We start from the raw sequence: 19,516 nt of genomic DNA on the forward strand, positions 1-19,516 counted from the left end.
GGTCGCTTGCGACAATCGGCCATACCGCGAATTTCACCTGCCGGCGTTAGGATGTCGGCCAAGGGGAGACAACCGGAGCCGTTCGATGGACGCATGGGTTCAACGACGTACGCGACGCTGGCGCGATAGGCGTCCTCTTCCGAGGCTTGCTCTCGAGCTGGCCGTCATCGTCGTCATCAAGCTCGCCGCTCTCATGCTGATCTGGTACGTCGCCATCCGGCCACTGCCGCGCGCCGACACATCGCCCGACGCCATGGGCAAGGTGCTGGCTCCCGCCTCTTCCGCTACCGCCATCCAAGCCAAGGAACACCAACCATGATCGTCGATCCCGATGTCGTCGGGTTGTCGCGGCTGCAGTTCGCGTTGACCGCGCTTTATCACTTCCTTTTCGTGCCGCTGACCCTGGGCCTGGCCTTCATGCTCGCCATCATGGAGAGCGTCTACGTCATGACCGGCCGCGAGGTCTGGAAGAAAATGACGCAGTTCTGGGGCGTGCTGTTCGGCATCAACTTCGCCATGGGCGTCGCCACCGGCGTCACGATGGAATTCCAGTTCGGTACGAACTGGGCGTATTACTCGCACTACGTCGGCGATATTTTCGGCGCGCCGCTGGCCATCGAAGGCATGATGGCGTTCTTCCTCGAAGGCACGCTGGTCGGCCTGTTCTTCTTCGGCTGGGATCGCATTTCCCGCGTGAAACACCTGCTAGTAACGTGGTTCCTGGCGCTGGCGACCAGCCTTTCCGCGCTGTGGATCCTGATCGCGAACGCCTGGATGCAGAATCCCGTCGGTGCCGCCTTCAATCCCGAAACAATGCGCATGGAGGTCACCTCGTTCAAGGATGTGATCCTGAATCCGGTGGCACAGGCGAAGTTCGTGCACACGGTAAGCGCCGGCTACACGATGGGTGCGATGTTCGTACTCTCGATCAGCGCCTGGTACCTGCTGCGCGGGCGAAATATCGATTTCGCGAAGCGCTCGATGACCGTCGCCGCCAGCTTCGGGCTGGCCGCCGCGCTGTCGGTCGTCGTACTCGGCGACGAATCGGGCTATTCGGTTTCCGAAAACCAGAAAATGAAGATGGCCGCCATCGAGGCCATGTGGGAAACCGAGCCGGCGCCCGCTTCGTTCACGCTATTCGGCCTGCCCGACGTGAAAACGCACGAAACGCATCTGGCCATCCGCGTGCCCTGGTTGATGGGTCTGATCGGTACGCGCTCCATCGACACACCGATTCCCGGCATCCGCAACCTGGTCGACGACGCGAAGATCCGCATCGGCAACGGTATCCGCGCATACGACGCCATGCTCGTCCTGCGGGAAAACAAAAACGACGCACAGGCACGCGCCATTCTCGCGCTGCACGACAAGGACATGGGGTATGCGCTACTGCTGAAGCGCTTCATGGACGATCCGCGCAAGGCCACACCCGAAGATATCCAGAAGGCTGCCGACAGCACCGTTCCGAATGTGCCCGTGCTGTTCTGGTCGTTCCGCATCATGGTCGCGTGCGGCATGTATTTCATCCTGCTTTTTGGCTACGCCTTCTGGCGTGCCAGCAAACGACGCCTCGACGGTCGCGGCTTCCTGACCATCGCCTTCTGGAGTCTTCCGTTGCCCTGGGTGGCCGCCGAACTCGGCTGGATCGTCGCCGAATACGGTCGCCAGCCCTGGGCCATCGAAGGTGTGCTGCCGACGGCACTCGGCGCCTCGTCGCTGACAGCCGGGCAGGTATGGATATCGCTGAGTGGGTTCGTGCTGTTCTATACGGCGCTGGCGATTATCGACGGCTACCTGATGCTGAAGTTCGCACGTAAAGGACCGGATGGGCTGGGCCTCTGGCCGTCACGTCCGGATGCCATTCCCGTCACCGCAGCCACGACCTGAAGGAGAACATCATGTTCGACTATGAAGTGCTACGCGTGATCTGGTGGGCGCTGATCGGTGTGCTGCTGACCGGCTTCGCCATCATGGATGGCTTCGATTTCGGTGTCGCGGCACTGCTGCGCGTGCTCGGCCGCACCGAGGACGAACGCATCGTATTGCTGGAAACCATCGAACCGACATGGGAAGGCAACCAGGTGTGGTTCATTCTGGGCGGCGGCGCGGTATTCGCCGCATGGCCGCTGCTGTACGCCGCATCGTTCTCCGGACTGTATGTCGCGATGTTCGTGTTGCTGCTCGCGTTCATCGTGCGACCCGTCGGCTTCAACTTCCGCGAAAAAGTGGAGAATCCCCGCTGGAAGCTGGTATGGGACAGCGCGCTTATCGCGTCGGGGGTGATCGTGATGCTGGTATGCGGCGTCGCGTTCGGCAACCTGTTCCTCGGCCTGCCGTTCCGTTTCGATGCCGACCTGCGCATGGCATGGGACGGCGGTTTCTTCGCGCTGTTCAAACCGTTCGCGCTACTGACCGGACTGGTCAGCCTGTCGATGCTTACCGCGCATGGCGCCACGTGGGCGGCGATGAAGGCCGATCACACGATCGCCGCGCGTGCCGCGCATGTGGCCCGTATCGCATCGCTTGCCTATGTCGTGCTGTATGTCGCCGCAGGCATCTGGTTGGCCTATGGCATTCCGGGCTTCGCGATCTCGGGTCCCGTCGTTACCGACGGCGTCTCCAATCCCCTGGCGAAGCAGGTGGCGATGGGCGGTACGTGGTTTGCGGGCTATCTCACGCATCCCTGGTTCTGGCTCGCCCCCGTCGCCGGCATTCTCGGCGCTATCGGCGTGCAGCTCTTCGTCGGTCGCCGTGGTTTCGCGGGGTTCGCGTCGAGCACCCTGGCCGTGGGCGGCACGATTGCGTCGGCGGGTTTCGCGCTATTCCCCTTCCTGATGCCGTCGACGCTGGACCCCGTATCCAGCCTGACGATCTGGGACGCGTCGTCGAGCCGGGGCACCTTGCTGACGATGCTTGTCCTCGCCGCCATCTTCATGCCGATCATCATTCTTTACACCAGCTGGGTGTATCGGGTGATGCGCGGCCGGGTTACGCTTGAGCACGTGCGCAAATCGCACGGCATGTACTGAAAGGAGCACGATGCCATGTGGTATTTCGCCTGGATTCTCGGACTCGGACTCGCCTGCGCATTCGGCATCCTGAATGCGATCTGGTTCGAGGTAAACGCGGACGACGAGGCACACGCGGCGAAGGATCGCCGCTAGCTGCTCTGCGTGCAGGAGTGCGCTTCAGCGGCTTAGCAGACCTTCCAGCTCTTCCGGAAGCTTCGGTACCGCCGCCGTCAGTACTTCGGGCGCGGACTTCGTCACCGCCACATCGTCTTCGATGCGGATGCCGATGCCGCGCCAGCGCTCGTCCACCTTGCGGTCGCCGGGCGGCACGTAGATGCCCGGCTCGACCGTGACGACCATGCCTTCTTCCAGCACGCGCGGTTCTCCGTCGATGCGGTAATCGCCGACGTCGTGAACGTCCAGGCCGAGCCAGTGGCCGGTCTTGCTGGGGAAGTACTCACGGTACGAACCGTCCGCGATCGCACTGTCCACGCTTCCCTTGATCAGACCCAGCGAGCACAGGCCCCGGGCGATGACACGAACGGCCGCATCGTGCGCGGCTCCGAAGGAACGTCCGGGACGCACCTCATCGATAGCGGCAAGCTGCGCGTCCAGCACAATGTCGTACAGCGCACGCTGTTCGGCCGAGAAATGTCCGTTGACCGGAAAGGTGCGGGTGATATCCGAGGCATAGCACTCGACTTCGGCACCCGCATCGATCAGCAAAAGGTCGCCCGAACGCAGCGTGGCCCGGTTGGCCTGATAGTGCATGACGCACGCATTCGCGCCGCCCGCGATCGTCGGCGGAAACGCCGGGACCGCACCGCGACCGCGCATGACGCGCAACATTTCGCCCTCGACTTCGTATTCCGCGACGCCAGGACGCGCGACGTCCATTGCCGCCAGATGCGCCGCCGAGGCAACTTCGGCGGAACGCCGCATCAAAGCCATTTCGTCGCGCGACTTGAACAGCCGCATGTCGTGGAGAAGATGTCCCAGCGCGACCAGATCCTTCGGCACCACCCCGCCGCCACGCGCGGTGCGCAAGCGGCGCATCCACGCCAGCAACCGCGCGTCGAAATCGGGCTCGCGGCCAAAATGACAGTACACGCGCGCCCTGCCCTCGATCATGCCGGGCAGGATGTCGTCGATATCGTCGATGGGGAACGCGTCGTCGACCCTGAACTCGCGCACGGCGCGGTCCGTGCCGATGCGCTCGCCGTCCCAGCGCTCGCGTTCCGCGTCGCGTTCCCGGCAAAACAGCACCACTTCCCCATGCGCACGGCCCGGCATCAGCGCCAGCACGGCCTCGGGCTCCGGAAAACCGGTCAGATAGTGGAAATCGGAATCCTGCCGGTACGGCCAGGGTGCGTCGGCATTGCGCATGCGCTCGGGCGCGGCGGCCACGAGGAGGACGGCGTCCTCTCCCGCCATGCGCATCAGTTCCCGGCGCCGCCGGACGTATTCGGCGGGAGCGATCAATGCAGCGTGTCGCTGGCCGGCCGTTCCACGTTGCTCAGTTCCGCATGCAGGAGAAGCGCCCCGACGCGGACGAACTCGGTGATTTCGATCAGCGAGTCCTCGTCTTCCTCGGAGTCCTCGGCGAAATCGAATTCGGTGCTGGCGATGGTGGCCATGTCCTTCAGGACTTCCTGCGCCTCCTCGCTGAGCTTTCCCTTGGCTCGTGCCGCGCCGCCCAGACCGAGACCGCCCAGGAAGCCGCGCGTCCACTCCACCAGCGCTTCGGCGCGCTCGGTCAACGACGAATCGTCGTCGGGCAGCCAGGGCTGGAAGATGAGGTCGGAATTGTCCAGGTCCTTTTCCGTTTCGCCACGAAAACGACTCAGTAGCTTCAGGTCGTCTTCCGTCGCTGTCGTGCCGGCTTCAAGATGAAGGGCTTCGAGTACGCCACCGGTATGGAAACGGCCGCCGCCGCTGATGAATCCCGCGAGCGAGCCATGCAGTTCGCTTACCGTGGTGGCGAGCTTCAGGCGATTCACGAGGTCGAAGATGTCGTCGGGTTCGACGGACGGATTGGCCGGCATGGCACGGCTCCGGTAAGGGCGAAAGGGAGAGTTTAATCCACCCCCGGATGTGGTGCCTTCGCTACCTGCTGACAAGCCCATACGTCCTGTTATAGTTCGGCGCATGACGACACCGGACACGGTCAAAGCAGAAATCGAGGCCCTGAGCTCCACGCTCGACCGGCTCGTGGAAACCGTTCGGCGCCTGACCGAAGAAAACCGAAGCCTGCGACACAGTCAGGAACAACTGGCGCATGAACGTGCCGGCCTGATGGCGCGCAACGAGCAGGCTCGCAGTCGCGTCGAAGCAATGATCCAGCGCCTCAAGGCGCTCGAAAACACCGGCTGAGAGACCTCATGAGCACTACGACGAGTACCAGCGAGCCGGTCGCCCTGCGCCTCCTCGACCGCGAATTTCACATAGCCTGCGCTCCCGAAGAGCGCCCGGGCCTGATCGCCGCCGCCCAGTTCCTCGACGGCAAGATGCGTGAAGTGAAGTCCAACGCCAAGGTTCCCGGCTTCGACCGCGTGGCCGTTCTGGCCGCCGTCAGTATCGCCCACGACCTGCTCGTGCTCCGAAAGGAGCACGACTCCCAGGAACAGGTGCTGACTGACGGCCTGGCTTCTTTGCGCAGAAAACTTGATGGCATGCTCGACGCGTCTGTAAAATAGATTCCGGGCGTTCCCTGCGGTGTTCGCCAGCGCACTTTACATTTGCCTTGTTCCTACATACGACCCCGGGTCGGCTTTTCATGACGGTTGTGCATGTCCGCCACGTGCGGAAAGCCTCGAAGTCATGTGGTCCTCCCACCTGATCCTTTGGATCAAGGTCGTTTGGTGCGCAGCGGCATCGCGGAGAACGCCTCTCCTTTCAAGGCCGACCGGCCACCCACGTGGCCGGTCAGCGCTTCATCCGTCCTCTGGATGCAGCGGCTAGACGGCAACCCCACCTCTCACCCCGGGTAACCGACCCATGCCAAAGCAGTCCGAGAGAGGCGAAATCCGCGGCAATCTCGTCCAGCGCCGTCGTCAGCTCAAGCCCGCCGAACGCGTCGCGGCCGCACAGGGTCTGCGCCATTCGCTGGAACAGCTCCCCGAATTCCTCACCGATGTCCACGTCGCCGGCTACTGGGCGACGGGCGGCGAGCTGCCGCTGAACATGGCCATCGCGCCGCTCGCCAGTCGCGGCCAGCAGTTCTACCTGCCGGTGGTAGGCACCGATAAGCGCCTGACGTTCGAACCCTGGGCAACCGGCGACGACATCAAGCCCAGCCGCCTGGGCATTCCCGAGCCGACGCCCAGCGACAAAGGCGTGGGACCGGAGAAGCTCGACCTCGTGCTCGTCCCGCTGCTCGGTTTCGACCGTCGCGGCAATCGCCTTGGCTTCGGCGGCGGCTATTACGACCGCAGCTTCGCCTTCCTGCGCGGGCAGACGCGCCCGACGCAGCCGCTGCTGGTCGGTATCGGCTATTCGTTCCAGGAGCTGGACGACATCGTCACGGCCGAATGGGACGTCAAACTCGACTACATCGCCACCGATAAAGAACTGATCGACTGCACCGGTACCGCCGAATGAAATACTGGTTGATGAAGTCCGAACCGGATGCGTTCTCCATCGACGACCTCAAACGCAAAGGCAGCGAACCCTGGGACGGCGTCCGCAATTACCAGGCGCGCAACTTCATGCGCGACGGTATGAAGGTCGGCGACAAGATCTTCTTCTACCATTCGAACTGCGACATCCCCGGCATCGTCGGCATCGCGACGGTGGCTTCGCCGGCTTATCCGGACGAAAGCCAGTTCAATGCGAAGAGCAAGTATTACGACGAAAAAGCCACGCGCGAAGAACCGCGCTGGGTGCATGTGGACGTGAAGTTCGAACGCAAGCTCGCGCGCACCATCTCGCTCGACGAACTCAAGGGTCGCGACGAACTCGCCGATATGGCCCTGGTGCGCAAGGGCAACCGTCTGTCCGTCATGCCCGTCGCCAAGGGCGACTGGGATTTCATCCTGTCACTGGAAAAGAAATGAACCAGGCGAACGAGAAGCGACTGGCCGGCGAAGCCGCGATCCGCTTTGTCGAAAAAGGCGTCATCGGCGTCGGCACCGGCTCCACGGTCAACTACTTCATCGACGCGCTGGCCGATGTACGCGACCGCATCGAAGGCGCGGTTTCCAGCTCGGAGCAATCCACCGAACGCCTGAAGAAGTACGGCATTCCGGTGCTGGACCTCAATGCCGCCGGCCCGCTGGCGCTTTACGTCGACGGTGCCGACGAATGCGATCCGCACAAGCGCCTGATCAAGGGTGGCGGTGCCGCGCTGACGCGCGAGAAGATCGTCGCCGCCGCGTCCGAGCGCTTCGTCTGCATCATCGATTCGACCAAGCTGGTGGACGTGCTCGGCACGTTTCCGCTACCGATCGAAGTCATTCCGATGGCACGCAGCCATGTGGCGCGCGAGATCGCGCGTCGCGGCGGTCAGCCGGTCTGGCGCGACGGCACGCTCACCGACAACGGCAACTGGATCATCGACGTGCACGGCTGGCGCATCACCGATCCGGTAGCGCTGGAAGCCGATATCAACCAGATCACCGGCGTCGTCGCCGTGGGTCTGTTCGCCAGGCGTCCCGCCGACGTCGTGCTGGTAGGCAACCGGGAAATCTGATCATGGCCCGTCCGAACTACATCGAATTGCCCGCCGCCGATATCGGGGCCGCCCAACGGTTCTATACGGATGTGTTCGGGTGGGACATGACATCGTTCGGGCTGAGCTACGCCGCCACCACGACCGGCGATGTGGATGTCGGACTTCAGGGCGATGCCGCCGAAGCGACGCGTGCGCCGCTGCCGGTGATCGAAGTCGACGATCTGGAAGCGACGCTCGCCACGGTCATCGCCGCTGGCGCGACCATCGTCCGGCCGATCTTTGCGTTTCCGGGTGGTCGGCGGTTTCATTTTCTCGATCCGAACGGGAACGAGCTTGCCGCGGTGGTTGCTGCGCACGGGTAAGAGCGGTCGGGAGTTAATCGCCTGCCCTGCGTGGTCGCTCTGGGCCCCTGCTTGCGAGGTATACAGAAACGCGTCAGTAACCCTCGGCGTCGTTCCTGCGCAGGCAGGAACCCAGTGCGAGGCGACCGGTTATCGCCGCTCACCACCGATACCGTGCCGAAGCCGTCATCGTGCGCGGATACCCGTAATAGCACCAGATTCCGCTGTTACACGCCGTGACATAATTCCGGCCGAACAGATTCGCCGCCGTCACCTGGAACGTCCAGCGCTCCTTCGTGTAGTGCGCGTTCGCATCGAACAGCACATAACCCCCGGTACGCCAGTCATTGGGCGCATCGCCGTAGTGCTCGCCGATATAGCGAATCCCGCCACCGAAGCCAAACCCGTCCAGCACGCCACCATGCAGCGAATAATCGGCCGATACCGACGCCTGCCGCTTCGGCACCAAGGCCACCTGTTTGCCACGTGACGCATCGTTCGCTTCCACGACCTTCGCATCCGTATAGGCATACGCCGCGGTCATCGAGAAGTTGTCCGTCACGGCGACATTGGCTTCGATCTCGCCGCCACGCGTACGCGTCTTGCCCTGCTGCAACGAGAAGAACAGGTGATCCGGATCGACCGTCAGCGCGTTGCGCTGGGTCAGCTGGTACACCGCCGCGCTGATCAGCGTGCGGCCGTTCGGCGTCTGATATTTCACACCCGCTTCGTACTGGTCGCCCGTCGTCGGCTCGAACGCCTTGCCGTCGAAGGTCTGGCCTACGGTCGTTCTGAACGAATGCGAATAGGCCAGGTAAGGAACGATGCCGATGTCGGTTTTGTAATTGACGCCAAGACGGCCCGAGAGCGCATTGTCCTTCTGCGTGCGCGACGTATCGGCCAGCACGTCCTTGATATCGTTGGTCACCCAGTCCTTGCGGCCACTGGCAACGATGCCCCACTTGCCGACCTCGATCTGATCCTGCACATACGCACCCAACTGCTTCAGCGTCGTATCGGTATGTGTCGACACCGGCGCATCGGGGATAGGCACACCGTAGACGGGATCGTAGATATTCAGGGACGGCGCGCTGCCGAAACCCGAGCGGTAATTGTCGTGGTTGCGCTGATAATCCACGCCCATCAGCACCGTATGCGCGACGCTGCCCGTGGCGAATTTCGCTTCGGCCTGGTTATCGACGGCGAACAGATGCGTCTGGTCGACCAGCGGGAAGTTGTAACGCGAGATCGTGGTCAGGCTGCCGGGCTCGAAGCCGAGGCTGCCGATCGACCTGTGATCGACGCTGGCGCTCTGCACGCGAAGGTCCTGCCGCAACGACCAGACATCGTCGATGCGGTGGGTGAATTCCCAGCCGATCGATTTGTCCTTCTTACGATACGAGTCGTAATCCGGCTCGCCGGGATTCACGTTGCGTGGAATCTGGCCATTCGGGTTCGGATAAAGCGTGCCGACAGACGGCAGGAACCCGCCCACGCCATCGGAGTAGGTCTGGTGCCAGCGCGCAAGCAGCGTCAGCGACGTGTCGTCGTCCGGCTTCCACGAAAGACTGGGCGCGAAGTAGTAGCGATTGTCTTTCGAATGATCGAGCGCAGCGTCGCCTTCGCGCCCCAGTCCGACGAGGCGATAGAGAACCTTACCTTCGGAATCCAGCTGACCGCCCACGTCGGCGGCGAGCTGGCGCTGGTCGAAACTGCCGACCGTGGCTTCCACTTCGCGCGGCGCTTCCAGACTCGGACGCTTGCTGGTCATATCGATCATGCCGCCAGGCGGCAGCTGGCCATACATGGCCGACGACGGGCCTTTGTTCACTTCGACGCGTTCGAGACCGTATGGTTCGACGCGCGAGTCGGACGTCCAGCTACCGCTGGGCATCGGCAGACCATCGAGGTAACGCGCCGGATCGTAGCCACGCACCAGAATCCAGTCGCTGCGCGGGTCCGTGCCGTAGCCGCCGCTGACCACCCCGGCCAGATAGCGCACCGATTCGTCCAGGCCCTGTACGCCATAGGCATGCATGCGATCGGGCGTCACGGCGCTGACCGACTGCGGAATAGCCACGGCGGCGGTGACGGTCTTGGTGCTGGAATAGACCACGTTGACGGCGTCCAGCGGGACGGCGGCCTTGCTGTCGTCCTTCTTCTGCTGGGACGGCTCGTCCGCCGCTGCGGCGGTCTGGGCGAATGCAAGCGTGAGCGCGACAAGGAGCGCGCGCTTTGTAAGCGATACGGGCATGGATGCGACCTGATGAGACGAAACGGTGGCTATCCCTGCCCCTGAGCCGCCCGAAGGCAGCGAAGTAACGAATGATAATGGTTCTTATTCGCTACGCCCAGTCCCGTTTCGTCTCATCGGCCCGTCGATTGCGCCCCGCTCAGTCCATCAACGAACCGAACAGCGCCTTATCCGCCGAGCCCAGCCGATCGCTGGCCGTCAGCAGCTGATGCCAGTACGGATAGAGGATCGGCGGGGCGCTGACGTCGTCGAGGCGCTGGCGTTCCTCCGCCGTGAGTTTCAGGTCGGCAGCGGCGAGGTTGTCCCGGAACTGGGCCTCGGTCCGGCCGCCGATAACCAGCGACGTGACGGCGGGACGTTCCAGCAACCAGGCCAAAGCGACCTGCGCCGCGGAAACGCCGTGCGCGGCGGCTACCGAAACCAGCGTGTCGACGATGCGCCACAGACGCTCCTCGTCGCGAATCGGCGGCTCGGTCCAGCCGGAAAGCTGACGTGAGCCCTCGGGTGCTTTGGCATCGCGACGATGCTTACCGGAAAGCAGGCCACCGGCCAGCGGGCTCCATACCAGTACGCCCAGGCCCTGGTCGACGGAAATCGGCAGCAGTTCGTATTCGGCTTCGCGCGCCTCCAGCGTGTAATGAATCTGCTGGCTGACAAAGCGCTGACGATGTTCGCGCTCGCTGATGCCGAGTGCCTTCATAAGATGCCACCCGGAATAATTCGAGCAGCCGAGATAACGCACCTTGCCCTGACGCACCAGCGTATCGAGTGCTTCCAGCGTCTCTTCCAGCGGCGTCTGGCCGTCCCACTGGTGGACCTGGTACAGATCGATCACATCGGTGCGCAGGCGTTTCAGGCTCGCCTCGCACTCGCGAATGAGGTGATAACGCGACAGGCCGCCGTCGTTCGGGCCGCTGCCCATCGGAAAGCGCGCCTTCGTTGCAATCAGCACGTCACCGGGGCGCTTGCCGCCCAGCACTTCGCCGATGATTTCTTCCGACGCGCCATCGGAGTACACGTTCGCGGTATCGATCAGGTTCACGCCGGCATCGAGGCACATATCGATCAGACGACGCGCTTCGTCGACACCCGAACTACCGACGGATGCAAACTTGCCCTGGCCGCCGAACGTCATCGTTCCCATGGTCAGCGTGGAAACTTTCAGGCCCGAGCGGCCGAGTAGCCTGTACTGCATGGTTGTCACCTTGGGGAGGGAGAGATGGATCTCCTACCTTAGGCGTCCGAACGGGCATCGTAAAATGAAGAATTATTACGAGAGGCAACCTCAAATTCTTTGCTACGCGAGGGGAGAAGCCAGTCGCGCAACCGGAGGAACGGCTTTTCGACGGCGTAATGCAGGACCGCGCCCGCGAACAGCGAGGGAATCGCATAGGCCAGAAATGTGACGAAACCACGATGCGCCAGCCATTCGGGCATCGACGCGGCAACCATGCCGAACACGGCCTTATGGACGAGGTACAGGCTGTACGACGTCAGCGCGAGCCAGCTCGCACCGGGAATCCGGATACGCGCGACAAAACTTTGCGGCGCCGTCGCCGAGGCAACCAGTAACGCCATACCCAGCGACAGCAGCGGGTAACCGACCACGGTGGCGAACAAGCCCGCGCGGTTCGAGAACACGATGCACGACGCCACGAACACAGCGATGCCCGCAGGCAAGAGCACCGTATTGGCGCATGCCTGCATCCACACCCAGATACGTGGCCGGAATAGTTCCAATGTCGCCAGCAGCACGCCCGCGAGCAAACCGTCGAGCCGGTTATAGGTCGGAAAATAAATCAGTTCGACGAAGTGGTCGTTGCCTTTCCAGAGCAGGCCACGAAGCAGCATGCCGCAAAGTACGATGACGACGCACGTGGCGACGACGGCGGTGGCGGAACGCCGTCGCACGAGGAACCAGGCCAGCCACGGAAAGACCAGATAGAAATGCTCTTCCACACACAACGACCAGACATGCGAGAACGCCTGGTTGTGTTCGTAGTCGATCAGGAAATTGACGGTATAGGTCAGGAATTGCCATAGCGGCTGGATACCCTCCCTTTCACGAAACCCGGGCACGCAGAAATACAGCGTCAGCACCACGAGATAAGCGGGCAACACGCGAAATGTCCGGCGCAGATAGAAACCGCCGAAATCCAGCGGCGCGCCGGCGGCGAGCGGTCGCAGAAGCTGCGCTCCGATCAGGTAACCGCTGAGCACGAAGAATAGGTCGACACCCATCCAGCCGTAGTTCTGCACGCCCTCGAACTGTGCACCGAGACCGCCCACGAGCCAGGCATGAAACAACATCACCCATACGATCGCGATCGCGCGCAGCAGGTCCAGCCCCGGTAGTCGACTCATCGTGCCCCCCGATAATCCAACGGATTCTACGCAGGGGTATGTCGCACGGCAGGCGATATGAGGCGGTACGGTGGCAGGATGCGGCAAGCCGTGTGATGGTCCTGCCTGGATGTACCAATCGGCACACAAAGTCGCCCTATCTCAGGACGCCCCGTACTTTGCGCCTGCATCGTCAGATCGAAAGCGCCTAAACACCTGCAACGGCAATACCGTCAAGGCGATCCAACCATGCCGAGAAATGAGGGCATGCCCTTCGAACGGCTACCAACCCTATTCTCTGAACAACAGTCGGTCCATGTAGCCTTTTCCGGTAGCCCGGAAACATCGACAACACGCGTTTCGACGGCGCGAGCTCTGGCCTGTCGTTTATATGCTCTGGCGACTCGAACTCGTCGATGATCGACGTCATCTTCTGTACGCATTCCGGCGCACTCATCGTGTTGGGCAGCGCTTCTGAATCGGAGAATAACCACGCCTCAAACTCATGCAGCGCAAGAAATGGAAAAAATTTCTTCGGCAGCGCGAAATGCCGCCGCATTTCCATTTCGACATGAAGAACACGATCACGCGGAGAGGCACCTGCCGGACGCGTAGCCATTCCCGGAAAATCATCCGGAAGAGCGTAGTAATCAAGCAATGTCGTCACCCAAGCACCTCCGCTATTAAGAAGCGGCAACAAATCCTTGTTGAACTTCGCAAAGCTGGAAACTCCGCCCTTGAAATTCGGTCCGTCTTTGACCTTCTTCGTAGTGAGAATGACAGGAGTAATGTCCAAACCACGCGGAGAATATTCGGGAACCAGAACATCCTTGACGAAGCGCTCCTCTGTCTGGCCCTCGACGAGAATGAGCATACGAGCCATTAGGGACGTGCTCCAAGCAAATTCTTTTCCCAGAGTTCACCCATCGAATAGTCTTCAAGCCACGCATCCATTTCAACACCGGCCAGATGCCTGAATACTGTTTGTCTTTCGTGCCTGTCCACAGCCCAAAGCACTTCCGGTCCGAACTGGTTGACTAGCGTCACCGACTGCGTGGCCGCGATCACCTGCGTCCGGGTCGATGCCGCAGAGAGAAGCTCTGCCAGAAGTGTGATCGCGGCAGGATGAAGTCCAAGCTCCGGCTCATCCAGAAGAATCATTCTCGGCATCGTGGGTTGCATCAATAGCGTAGTAAGACAGATGAATCGAAGAGTTCCATCGGAGAGACTATGGGCATTGAAGTACGCATCACTGCCCTTTTCACGCCACTCCAGACGAATTTTTGACTCGTTCAGACGAGATGGTTCGAGCTGAAAATCGTCAAAAAAAGGCGCGACCTGTCGAATTGTCGCGACAATGTTGTCGTATACACCAACGTGCTTTTTGCGCATCCAGTACAGAAACGCAGCTAGATTCTCAGCTTGCGGACGGAGGAACCTATTGTCCTCGACGTCGCACAATTGTTTCACTTCGGCCACATCACTTGTGTCATGAAAGTGATATACGCGATAGCTCTCAAGATCAGCCAATGCCTGTTTCGCGCATAAATGCGCATGGTCCTTAAGCTTCGATTCCTTGCTGACCGAAGCAACATGGAGGTCATAAGGCTTGTCGGCGTACCTCTTCCGATCATGGTAGAAGGCTGTTTCTGACCGGATAGCCAGCAAATCGTCGTCTGTCGGAAGCAACTGAACCTCGTACGCATTGGCTATATCGCCCGCGGCAAACTCCAGTTTGAACGACATTGTCGGAGACACCCGACGACCGAAGTAGAGAAGCGAGTCCGCACCACCCTTTATCGATGTATAGGCACCGAGGTTCTGCGTGACGATTTCCTTGAGAAAACGGAAGGCCGATATCAGGTTCGACTTTCCCACACCATTCCCGCCAATAAACAAGTTCAGCGACGCCAACTCCAGCGTTTGATCCCGAATCGACTTGTAGTTCTTGATCGTTATCTTTTCGAGTTTTCGCATGATTCCCGGTCCAAAGCGGCCGTACGGTTTATCCATGTTACAGCCTTGCTGCGCTGACTGACATCAGGTCGACAACAGGGGGGCAAGACTGCCGCCGTCGCTGGAATACGTGCCACTAGCGCGGGCTATGTTGCGCAGCGCCAGAGTCCGCCTCGCACCATCGGCCAACGTCAGTTCAACCTTCGCACCCTCCTGCGCACGCCTAAAGCATCATCGCTCGCGCTTACCCGGCGACGGCTTTTTCCGGCGGAAAATCAGCCAGACGATCAGCAGAACGACGATCGCTGCTGCGGCGAGAAGATACGGCGTCAGACGCAGCAGCAACGGTGTCGGGCCGCCGGCACGGATCAGTGCCACTTGCGCCGTCGTAGTGACGACGCCCGGATTTCCGAAGTGCTGACTGACGTAGTTCGCGACCGCCGCGACCTGCGCGTCGTTCAGATCGCGATCGAAAGCGGGCATGAGAACATGCATGTCGGCACCCTCGCGATCGATGCCATGCAGGATGGCCATCACGAGATTGTCGGACGTCGACATACCCACCGCGCGGTTGTGGCTGAGCGACGGAAAGTACTGATCACCGGTGCCCTTGCCGCTGGGCTGATGGCAACTGGCGCAGGCGCCGCTGTAAAGCACGGAGCCGTCGGTAGAGCTGGCATCTTTTGCGAAGTTCGGATCGCGGGTGACATCGGGGCGCTGCGGTTCCAGCTTTGTTATCGGCGGTAACGGCGTACCGCCCGCGTATTCGTATGCCGGTTTTTCATCGGAGGCTAAGCGAATGGCCGGCACCGATTTCAGATACGCGCCTATCGCATGAAGATCGCTGTCGGGCATATAGCGCAGGCTTTGCTCGACCGCCTCGGCCATGCCGCCACCCGCCTGCCCTTTGCCATTGACGTGACCATTTTTCAGATACGCCGCGATCTCTTCAGCCGACCAGCCGCCGATGCCGCTCACGGGATCGGATGTAATGTTAGGAGCGATCCAGCCGTCGACGTTCGCCCCACCGAGATACTTGCCGGACCGCTCCGCCATCAGCAGGTTGCGTGGTGTGTGGCACGAACCGCAGTGTCCGAGCGTATCGACGAGGTAGCGGCCGCGATCGATCTCCTTGCTGTCCGGAGACGATCCTTCGACCGTACCCTTCTTCAGGTATAACGCGTTCCAGACGGCCATCGTCCAGCGCATGCTGTACGGAAACGACAGCTTCGTTGGCGGAACGGCGTTGTCGACCGGCGGCACCGCCTGCATGAAGTAGACATACATCGCGTGCATGTCTTCATCGCTGATTCCCGCATATGCCGTATAGGGCATCGCCGGATAGAGATGACGACCTCTGGCGTCGACGCCGCGACGCAACGCGGCAGCGAACTGCTCCGCGGTGTAGTTGCCGATGCCGTTCGTCTTCGAAGGCGTGATGTTGGAGGCGTAGATATTGCCCAGGGGCGAACCGATGGGCCGGCCGCCCGCGAAAGGCGTGGCTTTATTGTCCGTGTGGCAGGCCGCGCAGTCGCCGGCAATGGCGACGGCCTTGCCGTGCGCCACGAGTGCGTCGTCGGTTGCAGCCTGTGCGTGAACCATCGACACGAAGCCCACGGTGGCCAGCATCAGGCCCTTCAATATCCATCCACGGGTGTGCACAATCGAAATCATCGTCATGGCGGGCCCTTAGATTTCTTTGTTGATCGTGTCGGCGATCCGGATGGACAGCGCCACCCCGGTCAGCGTCGGGTTGATGACGCCGGATGCCGGAATCACGCCCGTGGTCGCGAGGAACAGGTTGTCGTGATCGTGTGTGCGGCAATCGCCGTCGACGACGGAATCCTTCGGATCGGACCCCATGATGACCGTGCCCATGATGTGGTCGCGGTTCTGCCAGCCGGTTTCGTCCTCCACGATCTCCGCATCCAGAAGCTTCGCGAATTTCGCGAAGTCCTGTTTCGCAATCACCTTGCCGGCTGCCGCGTAGTCGTCGACATCGTAGTTCACGCGAAGCATCGGAACGCCGAGCGCGTCCTTCTTGTCGCCTGGCGTTATGCGGTTGTTCGCGTGTGGAAGCATTTCGAAGACCGTCGACACATCGACCCAGCGCGACGCATCGTGGCGAATGCGCTCATCCAGTTCCGGGCCAATCACACCTTGCTTCAACAGGCGCTCGGTCACGGCCGGGTTCGGCACCATATTGGTCATGGCATGCTTCACCGCCGAGTGATTCTTGCGGAAGTCGCCGTCGCGCCAGTTGAAAATGCCGCCCTGCTGCACGGCGCCGCGACCGGGCCACACCGGGTCCTTCGCGATCATCGTGAGACCGATGCCCGTGTGATCCATGAGATTGCGCCCGACCTGATCGGACGAATTGGCCACCTCGGAAATCAGCAGCAGCTTGGGCGTTTCCAGTCCGTGCGCCGCGACCACGAAATAACGCGCGGTGATGCGGACATCCTCGCCCGTGGGTTTCTTGTAGTGCACGGCGACGATTTTGCCCTTCGGACCTTTTTCGAGCTTGTACGCGGTGGCTTCGACGATCAGCTTCGCGCCGGCACGCTCGGCATGCGTCGCATGCACATCGCCGCTATACATGGCACCGATGGGACAAACCGGCATGCAGTTGTTATTGCCGCAACACGCCGGCCGGCCCTCGTACGGCTTCGACGCACGCCCATTGGGCTCGTGGATATAATGGTATCCCGCCGGCGCCAGACGTTCGTTGATGCGCTGGGTCATGAATGTCGTGCCCTCGGGGGGCAGCGGATAGGGTTTCGACCGCGGCGGCCATGCCTTGCCGCCCTGCCCGCTCTGGTCTTCCTGATCGTTGCCCGAGACGCCCAGCGCTTCTTCGGCACGCTGGTAATACGGCTCCAGTGTGTCGTAATCGATGGGCCAGTCGCGCCCCACGCCATACAGCGTCTTCAGCTTCATATCGTTCGGCAGGTAGCGCCAGCATGCAGCGGCCCAGTGCCAGGTCGTACCGCCCACCAGTTTCAGCATCCCCGGCAAAAACTTGAACGAGCCGGTGTTCTCGATGTAGTCGGGCTCTTCAGTCGTATGCGCCCATGGCTGGTTCGGATACGGATCGTTGAAGTTGTGCTTACGCGGCGACGTACGGTAGTTCTCGACGATCTTCCAGCGTGGGATGCGCGAGCCCGCTTCCAGGATGATGACCGAACGGCCTTTCTTCGCCAGCTCGTATGCGGCGTTACTACCGAGTGCACCGGAGCCAATGACGATAACGTCGGCGTCGTATTGAGTATCCATGGGAACCTTCGGTCTGTGGATAGATAGAGAGGCATGGCACGGCTGGCGCCGGGGCTAAAGCCCGTCGCCACGTGCGATCCGTTGCTCGTGGCGACCCTTAGTCGGTAGCGATGCTGGCGGGCGACTCGGTCCAATAGTTGGTACCGGCACGGGCATAGGTAGGTATCACGGTGACATCCTGCGTCGACTCGTACATGAGCGCGCCGGTGTACGTGATGAACGTCGCATCGTCGGTGATGCCGCTACCGGGCGTACCCGTGTAGCCGAGATACCACGCGTGTACGATTTCGATGGCCAGCGCCTTCATCGAAGCATCGCTGGCGACAACGGACTCGTTGAACTTGCGCATATCGGAGACGTTCGCGTCATCCATCGCTTTGGTAAGCGCGGCGACTCTGGGACCAAACGCCCGATCGCCGGCACTCAGCGCGACGTAGATACGTTCCGATACACCGGCGTCGAGGTTAGTACGCGACGTCAGACGCTTCGAAAGGGCCAGGAAGCCGGCGAGTTCGGCAGCACTCGCCTGGGCTGGCGCCTGGGCATAAGCCATCTTTGCCCAGGGCAACAAGGCCCCGGCGGCGGCGATCATGCCAGCGGAAACAAGAACGCGGCGACGACCCGGATTGGCGAGGTCAGACCCGCCCTGCGGAGATTGAGGGGATAAGGACATCGATAGCTTCCTCTTGGCGATGGCTGGAGAAAGAAGCGCACCGGAACGGCGCTCATAAGGTTTTACCCCAAAACCAGGCCGCTGTCCTGTCCGGACAGACTCAGCACATGCGACGCAAGGTCTTTACAATGCGCCCCCTCGCCGCTTTCCGGACCCCGCGCCATGGACATCGTCATCAATGAAGAACTCAAGGCCTATATCGATCCACTGACGCCGGACGAACACGCATCGCTCGAAGCCAGCATCCTCGCCGAAGGCTGCCGCGATGCGCTGGTGCTATGGGGCGACGTCCTCGTCGACGGCCACAACCGTTACGGCATCTGCAAGAAGCACGACATTCCGTTCCAGACAGCGCAGAACACCCACTTCCAGTCCATGGACGACGTCCACCTGTGGATGATCGACCAGCACCTGGGCCGACGCAGTGTGTCGGACTTCCAGCGCGGCGTGCTCGCGCTGCGCAAGCGCGAAATCCTCACCGAACGACGCGTTCGCGCTGCGGAAGCCGAAGCTCCGGGGGAGACGTCCGCCGATCGCGAAGGCGGGGCCGCCAGCGCGGAACCCGCCGCCACTGCCAAGGCAACGAAGCCCGCGCCGCTGCCCAGCCGCGAAGATCTCGCTCGTGTGGCCCGCCTCAGCAGCAATCAGGTCGGCCTGATCGAAAAAATCCAGAAGGAAGCAACACCGGAAGTCGTGGCGGCCGTGAAATCCGGCACGATCTCTATCAATGCGGCGGCGGCCGTGGCGACCCTGCCGGAAGAAGAACAGCGCGCCGCCGCCATCGCCGGCGGCGATGAGCTCAAGCAGGCGGCCAAGCGTGTGCGCGATGCCAAGCGCAAGCCGCGCGAGAAGGTTCCCAAAGAGGAGACCATCGAAGAGCACGAGGAAATCCACGAGCTGAAACTGCGTGTCGCGGAACTGACGGCCGAGAACGAAGCGCTTCGAAAAGAACTTGCTGAACTGCTGGCGACGGAGAGCGCCTGAACGCGT

21 protein-coding genes and 1 other RNA gene are annotated in these 19,516 nt (G+C 61.6%); 12 read left to right on the forward strand and 10 right to left on the reverse strand.

Annotation, left to right across the window (positions count from 1 at the left end):
• The first annotated feature begins 85 nt into the window (after positions 1 to 85).
• The 4 genes from cydP to cydX are packed head-to-tail and all read left to right on the forward strand — an operon-like array spanning position 86 to position 3,164.
• A complete protein-coding gene (cydP, locus tag AC3IR3_RS18125) occupies positions 86 to 319 on the forward strand; it encodes a cytochrome oxidase putative small subunit CydP (RefSeq protein ID WP_489194194.1) in 234 nt (77 codons plus the stop codon).
• Positions 319 to 1,887 carry a cytochrome ubiquinol oxidase subunit I gene (locus AC3IR3_RS18130; protein WP_489196964.1) on the forward strand — a complete coding sequence of 523 codons (1,569 nt, stop codon included), beginning with the start codon at positions 319 to 321 and terminating at the stop codon, positions 1,885 to 1,887. The genes cydP and AC3IR3_RS18130 overlap by 1 nt, the downstream gene beginning before the upstream one ends.
• Before the next feature lie 11 nt (positions 1,888 to 1,898).
• Positions 1,899 to 3,029 carry a cytochrome d ubiquinol oxidase subunit II gene (cydB, locus tag AC3IR3_RS18135; protein WP_489194196.1) on the forward strand — a complete coding sequence of 377 codons (1,131 nt, stop codon included), beginning with the start codon at positions 1,899 to 1,901 and terminating at the stop codon, positions 3,027 to 3,029.
• A 15-nt stretch (positions 3,030 to 3,044) separates the two neighbouring features.
• The gene (gene cydX / locus AC3IR3_RS18140; RefSeq protein ID WP_132146322.1) at positions 3,045 to 3,164 is read left to right on the forward strand and encodes a cytochrome bd-I oxidase subunit CydX; all 120 of its coding nucleotides are present in this window, start codon (positions 3,045 to 3,047) and stop codon (positions 3,162 to 3,164) included.
• A gap of 24 nt (positions 3,165 to 3,188) precedes the next feature.
• Here the strand turns inward: cydX and AC3IR3_RS18145 are convergent, their stop codons facing one another.
• Positions 3,189 to 4,445 carry an aminopeptidase P N-terminal domain-containing protein gene (locus tag AC3IR3_RS18145; RefSeq protein ID WP_489225029.1) on the reverse strand — a complete coding sequence of 419 codons (1,257 nt, stop codon included), beginning with the start codon at positions 4,443 to 4,445 and terminating at the stop codon, positions 3,189 to 3,191.
• Between the two features lie 44 nt (positions 4,446 to 4,489).
• Entirely contained in the window at positions 4,490 to 5,056 is a 567-nt protein-coding gene (locus tag AC3IR3_RS18150) for a UPF0149 family protein (protein ID WP_489194198.1), read from the reverse strand.
• Between the two features lie 103 nt (positions 5,057 to 5,159).
• Here AC3IR3_RS18150 and AC3IR3_RS18155 point away from each other — a divergent pair, with 103 nt between their 5' ends.
• From AC3IR3_RS18155 to AC3IR3_RS18185, 7 genes are all read left to right on the forward strand, one after another.
• Complete coding sequence (locus tag AC3IR3_RS18155) at positions 5,160 to 5,384, forward strand: TIGR02449 family protein (protein WP_132146316.1); 225 nt, start codon at positions 5,160 to 5,162, stop codon at positions 5,382 to 5,384.
• An 8-nt stretch (positions 5,385 to 5,392) separates the two neighbouring features.
• Positions 5,393 to 5,707, forward strand: a complete 315-nt coding sequence (locus AC3IR3_RS18160; RefSeq protein ID WP_132146313.1) for a cell division protein ZapA — start codon at positions 5,393 to 5,395, stop codon at positions 5,705 to 5,707.
• 8 nt (positions 5,708 to 5,715) lie between these two features.
• A non-coding RNA gene (gene ssrS, locus AC3IR3_RS18165) (6S RNA) lies at positions 5,716 to 5,898 on the forward strand.
• Positions 5,899 to 6,008: 110 nt separating this feature from the next.
• Positions 6,009 to 6,611 carry a 5-formyltetrahydrofolate cyclo-ligase gene (locus AC3IR3_RS18170; RefSeq protein WP_489194200.1) on the forward strand — a complete coding sequence of 201 codons (603 nt, stop codon included), beginning with the start codon at positions 6,009 to 6,011 and terminating at the stop codon, positions 6,609 to 6,611.
• Positions 6,608 to 7,066 (forward strand): EVE domain-containing protein, encoded by a 459-nt coding sequence (locus tag AC3IR3_RS18175; protein WP_489194202.1) that lies wholly within the window; start codon positions 6,608 to 6,610, stop codon positions 7,064 to 7,066. Before AC3IR3_RS18170 ends, AC3IR3_RS18175 begins: the two co-directional genes overlap by 4 nt.
• Positions 7,063 to 7,701 carry a ribose-5-phosphate isomerase RpiA gene (rpiA, locus tag AC3IR3_RS18180; protein ID WP_489194203.1) on the forward strand — a complete coding sequence of 213 codons (639 nt, stop codon included), beginning with the start codon at positions 7,063 to 7,065 and terminating at the stop codon, positions 7,699 to 7,701. The genes AC3IR3_RS18175 and rpiA overlap by 4 nt, the downstream gene beginning before the upstream one ends.
• A 2-nt stretch (positions 7,702 to 7,703) precedes the next feature.
• Positions 7,704 to 8,045 carry a VOC family protein gene (locus AC3IR3_RS18185; RefSeq protein ID WP_489194204.1) on the forward strand — a complete coding sequence of 114 codons (342 nt, stop codon included), beginning with the start codon at positions 7,704 to 7,706 and terminating at the stop codon, positions 8,043 to 8,045.
• Positions 8,046 to 8,184: 139 nt separating this feature from the next.
• Here AC3IR3_RS18185 and AC3IR3_RS18190 read toward each other — a convergent pair whose 3' ends face one another.
• The 8 genes from AC3IR3_RS18190 to AC3IR3_RS18225 all read right to left on the reverse strand — a co-directional run bounded on the left by AC3IR3_RS18190 (position 8,185) and on the right by AC3IR3_RS18225 (position 18,526).
• Positions 8,185 to 10,278 carry a TonB-dependent siderophore receptor gene (locus AC3IR3_RS18190; RefSeq protein ID WP_489194205.1) on the reverse strand — a complete coding sequence of 698 codons (2,094 nt, stop codon included), beginning with the start codon at positions 10,276 to 10,278 and terminating at the stop codon, positions 8,185 to 8,187.
• Between the two features lie 139 nt (positions 10,279 to 10,417).
• The gene (locus tag AC3IR3_RS18195) at positions 10,418 to 11,473 is read right to left on the reverse strand and encodes an aldo/keto reductase (protein ID WP_489194207.1); all 1,056 of its coding nucleotides are present in this window, start codon (positions 11,471 to 11,473) and stop codon (positions 10,418 to 10,420) included.
• Positions 11,474 to 11,511: 38 nt separating this feature from the next.
• Positions 11,512 to 12,642, reverse strand: coding sequence for an acyltransferase family protein (locus AC3IR3_RS18200; RefSeq protein WP_489194208.1), 1,131 nt, complete (start codon positions 12,640 to 12,642; stop codon positions 11,512 to 11,514).
• 187 nt (positions 12,643 to 12,829) lie between these two features.
• Positions 12,830 to 13,504: a DUF4276 family protein gene (locus tag AC3IR3_RS18205; protein WP_489194209.1), complete on the reverse strand. Its 675-nt coding sequence runs from the start codon at positions 13,502 to 13,504 to the stop codon at positions 12,830 to 12,832.
• Complete coding sequence (locus AC3IR3_RS18210) at positions 13,504 to 14,634, reverse strand: AAA family ATPase (protein ID WP_489194210.1); 1,131 nt, start codon at positions 14,632 to 14,634, stop codon at positions 13,504 to 13,506. The genes AC3IR3_RS18205 and AC3IR3_RS18210 overlap by 1 nt, the downstream gene beginning before the upstream one ends.
• A 174-nt stretch (positions 14,635 to 14,808) precedes the next feature.
• Positions 14,809 to 16,257 (reverse strand): c-type cytochrome, encoded by a 1,449-nt coding sequence (locus tag AC3IR3_RS18215; RefSeq protein WP_489194211.1) that lies wholly within the window; start codon positions 16,255 to 16,257, stop codon positions 14,809 to 14,811.
• A gap of 9 nt (positions 16,258 to 16,266) precedes the next feature.
• Positions 16,267 to 17,853 (reverse strand): GMC family oxidoreductase, encoded by a 1,587-nt coding sequence (locus tag AC3IR3_RS18220; protein ID WP_489194213.1) that lies wholly within the window; start codon positions 17,851 to 17,853, stop codon positions 16,267 to 16,269.
• Between the two features lie 97 nt (positions 17,854 to 17,950).
• Positions 17,951 to 18,526: a sugar dehydrogenase complex small subunit gene (locus tag AC3IR3_RS18225; protein WP_489194214.1), complete on the reverse strand. Its 576-nt coding sequence runs from the start codon at positions 18,524 to 18,526 to the stop codon at positions 17,951 to 17,953.
• A 162-nt stretch (positions 18,527 to 18,688) separates the two neighbouring features.
• Here AC3IR3_RS18225 and AC3IR3_RS18230 point away from each other — a divergent pair, with 162 nt between their 5' ends.
• A complete protein-coding gene (locus tag AC3IR3_RS18230; RefSeq protein WP_489194215.1) occupies positions 18,689 to 19,510 on the forward strand; it encodes a ParB N-terminal domain-containing protein in 822 nt (273 codons plus the stop codon).
• Positions 19,511 to 19,516: the final 6 nt, after the last annotated feature.

This window comes from Luteibacter sp. GL_149, assembly GCF_057834065.1.

Coding starts and splice junctions, on each gene's coding strand:
- AC3IR3_RS18205 (WP_489194209.1), bottom strand. CDS start 13,504: ATGGCTCGTATGCTCATTCTCGTCGAGGGCCAGACAGAGGAGCGCTTC.
- AC3IR3_RS18145 (WP_489225029.1), bottom strand. CDS start 4,445: ATGGCGGGAGAGGACGCCGTCCTCCTCGTGGCCGCCGCGCCCGAGCGC.
- AC3IR3_RS18185 (WP_489194204.1), top strand. CDS start 7,704: ATGGCCCGTCCGAACTACATCGAATTGCCCGCCGCCGATATCGGGGCC.
- cydX (WP_132146322.1), top strand. CDS start 3,045: ATGTGGTATTTCGCCTGGATTCTCGGACTCGGACTCGCCTGCGCATTC.
- AC3IR3_RS18230 (WP_489194215.1), top strand. CDS start 18,689: ATGGACATCGTCATCAATGAAGAACTCAAGGCCTATATCGATCCACTG.
- cydB (WP_489194196.1), top strand. CDS start 1,899: ATGTTCGACTATGAAGTGCTACGCGTGATCTGGTGGGCGCTGATCGGT.
- rpiA (WP_489194203.1), top strand. CDS start 7,063: ATGAACCAGGCGAACGAGAAGCGACTGGCCGGCGAAGCCGCGATCCGC.
- AC3IR3_RS18220 (WP_489194213.1), bottom strand. CDS start 17,853: ATGGATACTCAATACGACGCCGACGTTATCGTCATTGGCTCCGGTGCA.
- AC3IR3_RS18225 (WP_489194214.1), bottom strand. CDS start 18,526: ATGTCCTTATCCCCTCAATCTCCGCAGGGCGGGTCTGACCTCGCCAAT.
- AC3IR3_RS18210 (WP_489194210.1), bottom strand. CDS start 14,634: ATGGATAAACCGTACGGCCGCTTTGGACCGGGAATCATGCGAAAACTC.
- AC3IR3_RS18170 (WP_489194200.1), top strand. CDS start 6,009: ATGCCAAAGCAGTCCGAGAGAGGCGAAATCCGCGGCAATCTCGTCCAG.
- cydP (WP_489194194.1), top strand. CDS start 86: ATGGACGCATGGGTTCAACGACGTACGCGACGCTGGCGCGATAGGCGT.
- AC3IR3_RS18215 (WP_489194211.1), bottom strand. CDS start 16,257: ATGACGATGATTTCGATTGTGCACACCCGTGGATGGATATTGAAGGGC.
- AC3IR3_RS18195 (WP_489194207.1), bottom strand. CDS start 11,473: ATGCAGTACAGGCTACTCGGCCGCTCGGGCCTGAAAGTTTCCACGCTG.
- AC3IR3_RS18160 (WP_132146313.1), top strand. CDS start 5,393: ATGAGCACTACGACGAGTACCAGCGAGCCGGTCGCCCTGCGCCTCCTC.
- AC3IR3_RS18200 (WP_489194208.1), bottom strand. CDS start 12,642: ATGAGTCGACTACCGGGGCTGGACCTGCTGCGCGCGATCGCGATCGTA.
- AC3IR3_RS18150 (WP_489194198.1), bottom strand. CDS start 5,056: ATGCCGGCCAATCCGTCCGTCGAACCCGACGACATCTTCGACCTCGTG.
- AC3IR3_RS18155 (WP_132146316.1), top strand. CDS start 5,160: ATGACGACACCGGACACGGTCAAAGCAGAAATCGAGGCCCTGAGCTCC.
- AC3IR3_RS18190 (WP_489194205.1), bottom strand. CDS start 10,278: ATGCCCGTATCGCTTACAAAGCGCGCGCTCCTTGTCGCGCTCACGCTT.
- AC3IR3_RS18175 (WP_489194202.1), top strand. CDS start 6,608: ATGAAATACTGGTTGATGAAGTCCGAACCGGATGCGTTCTCCATCGAC.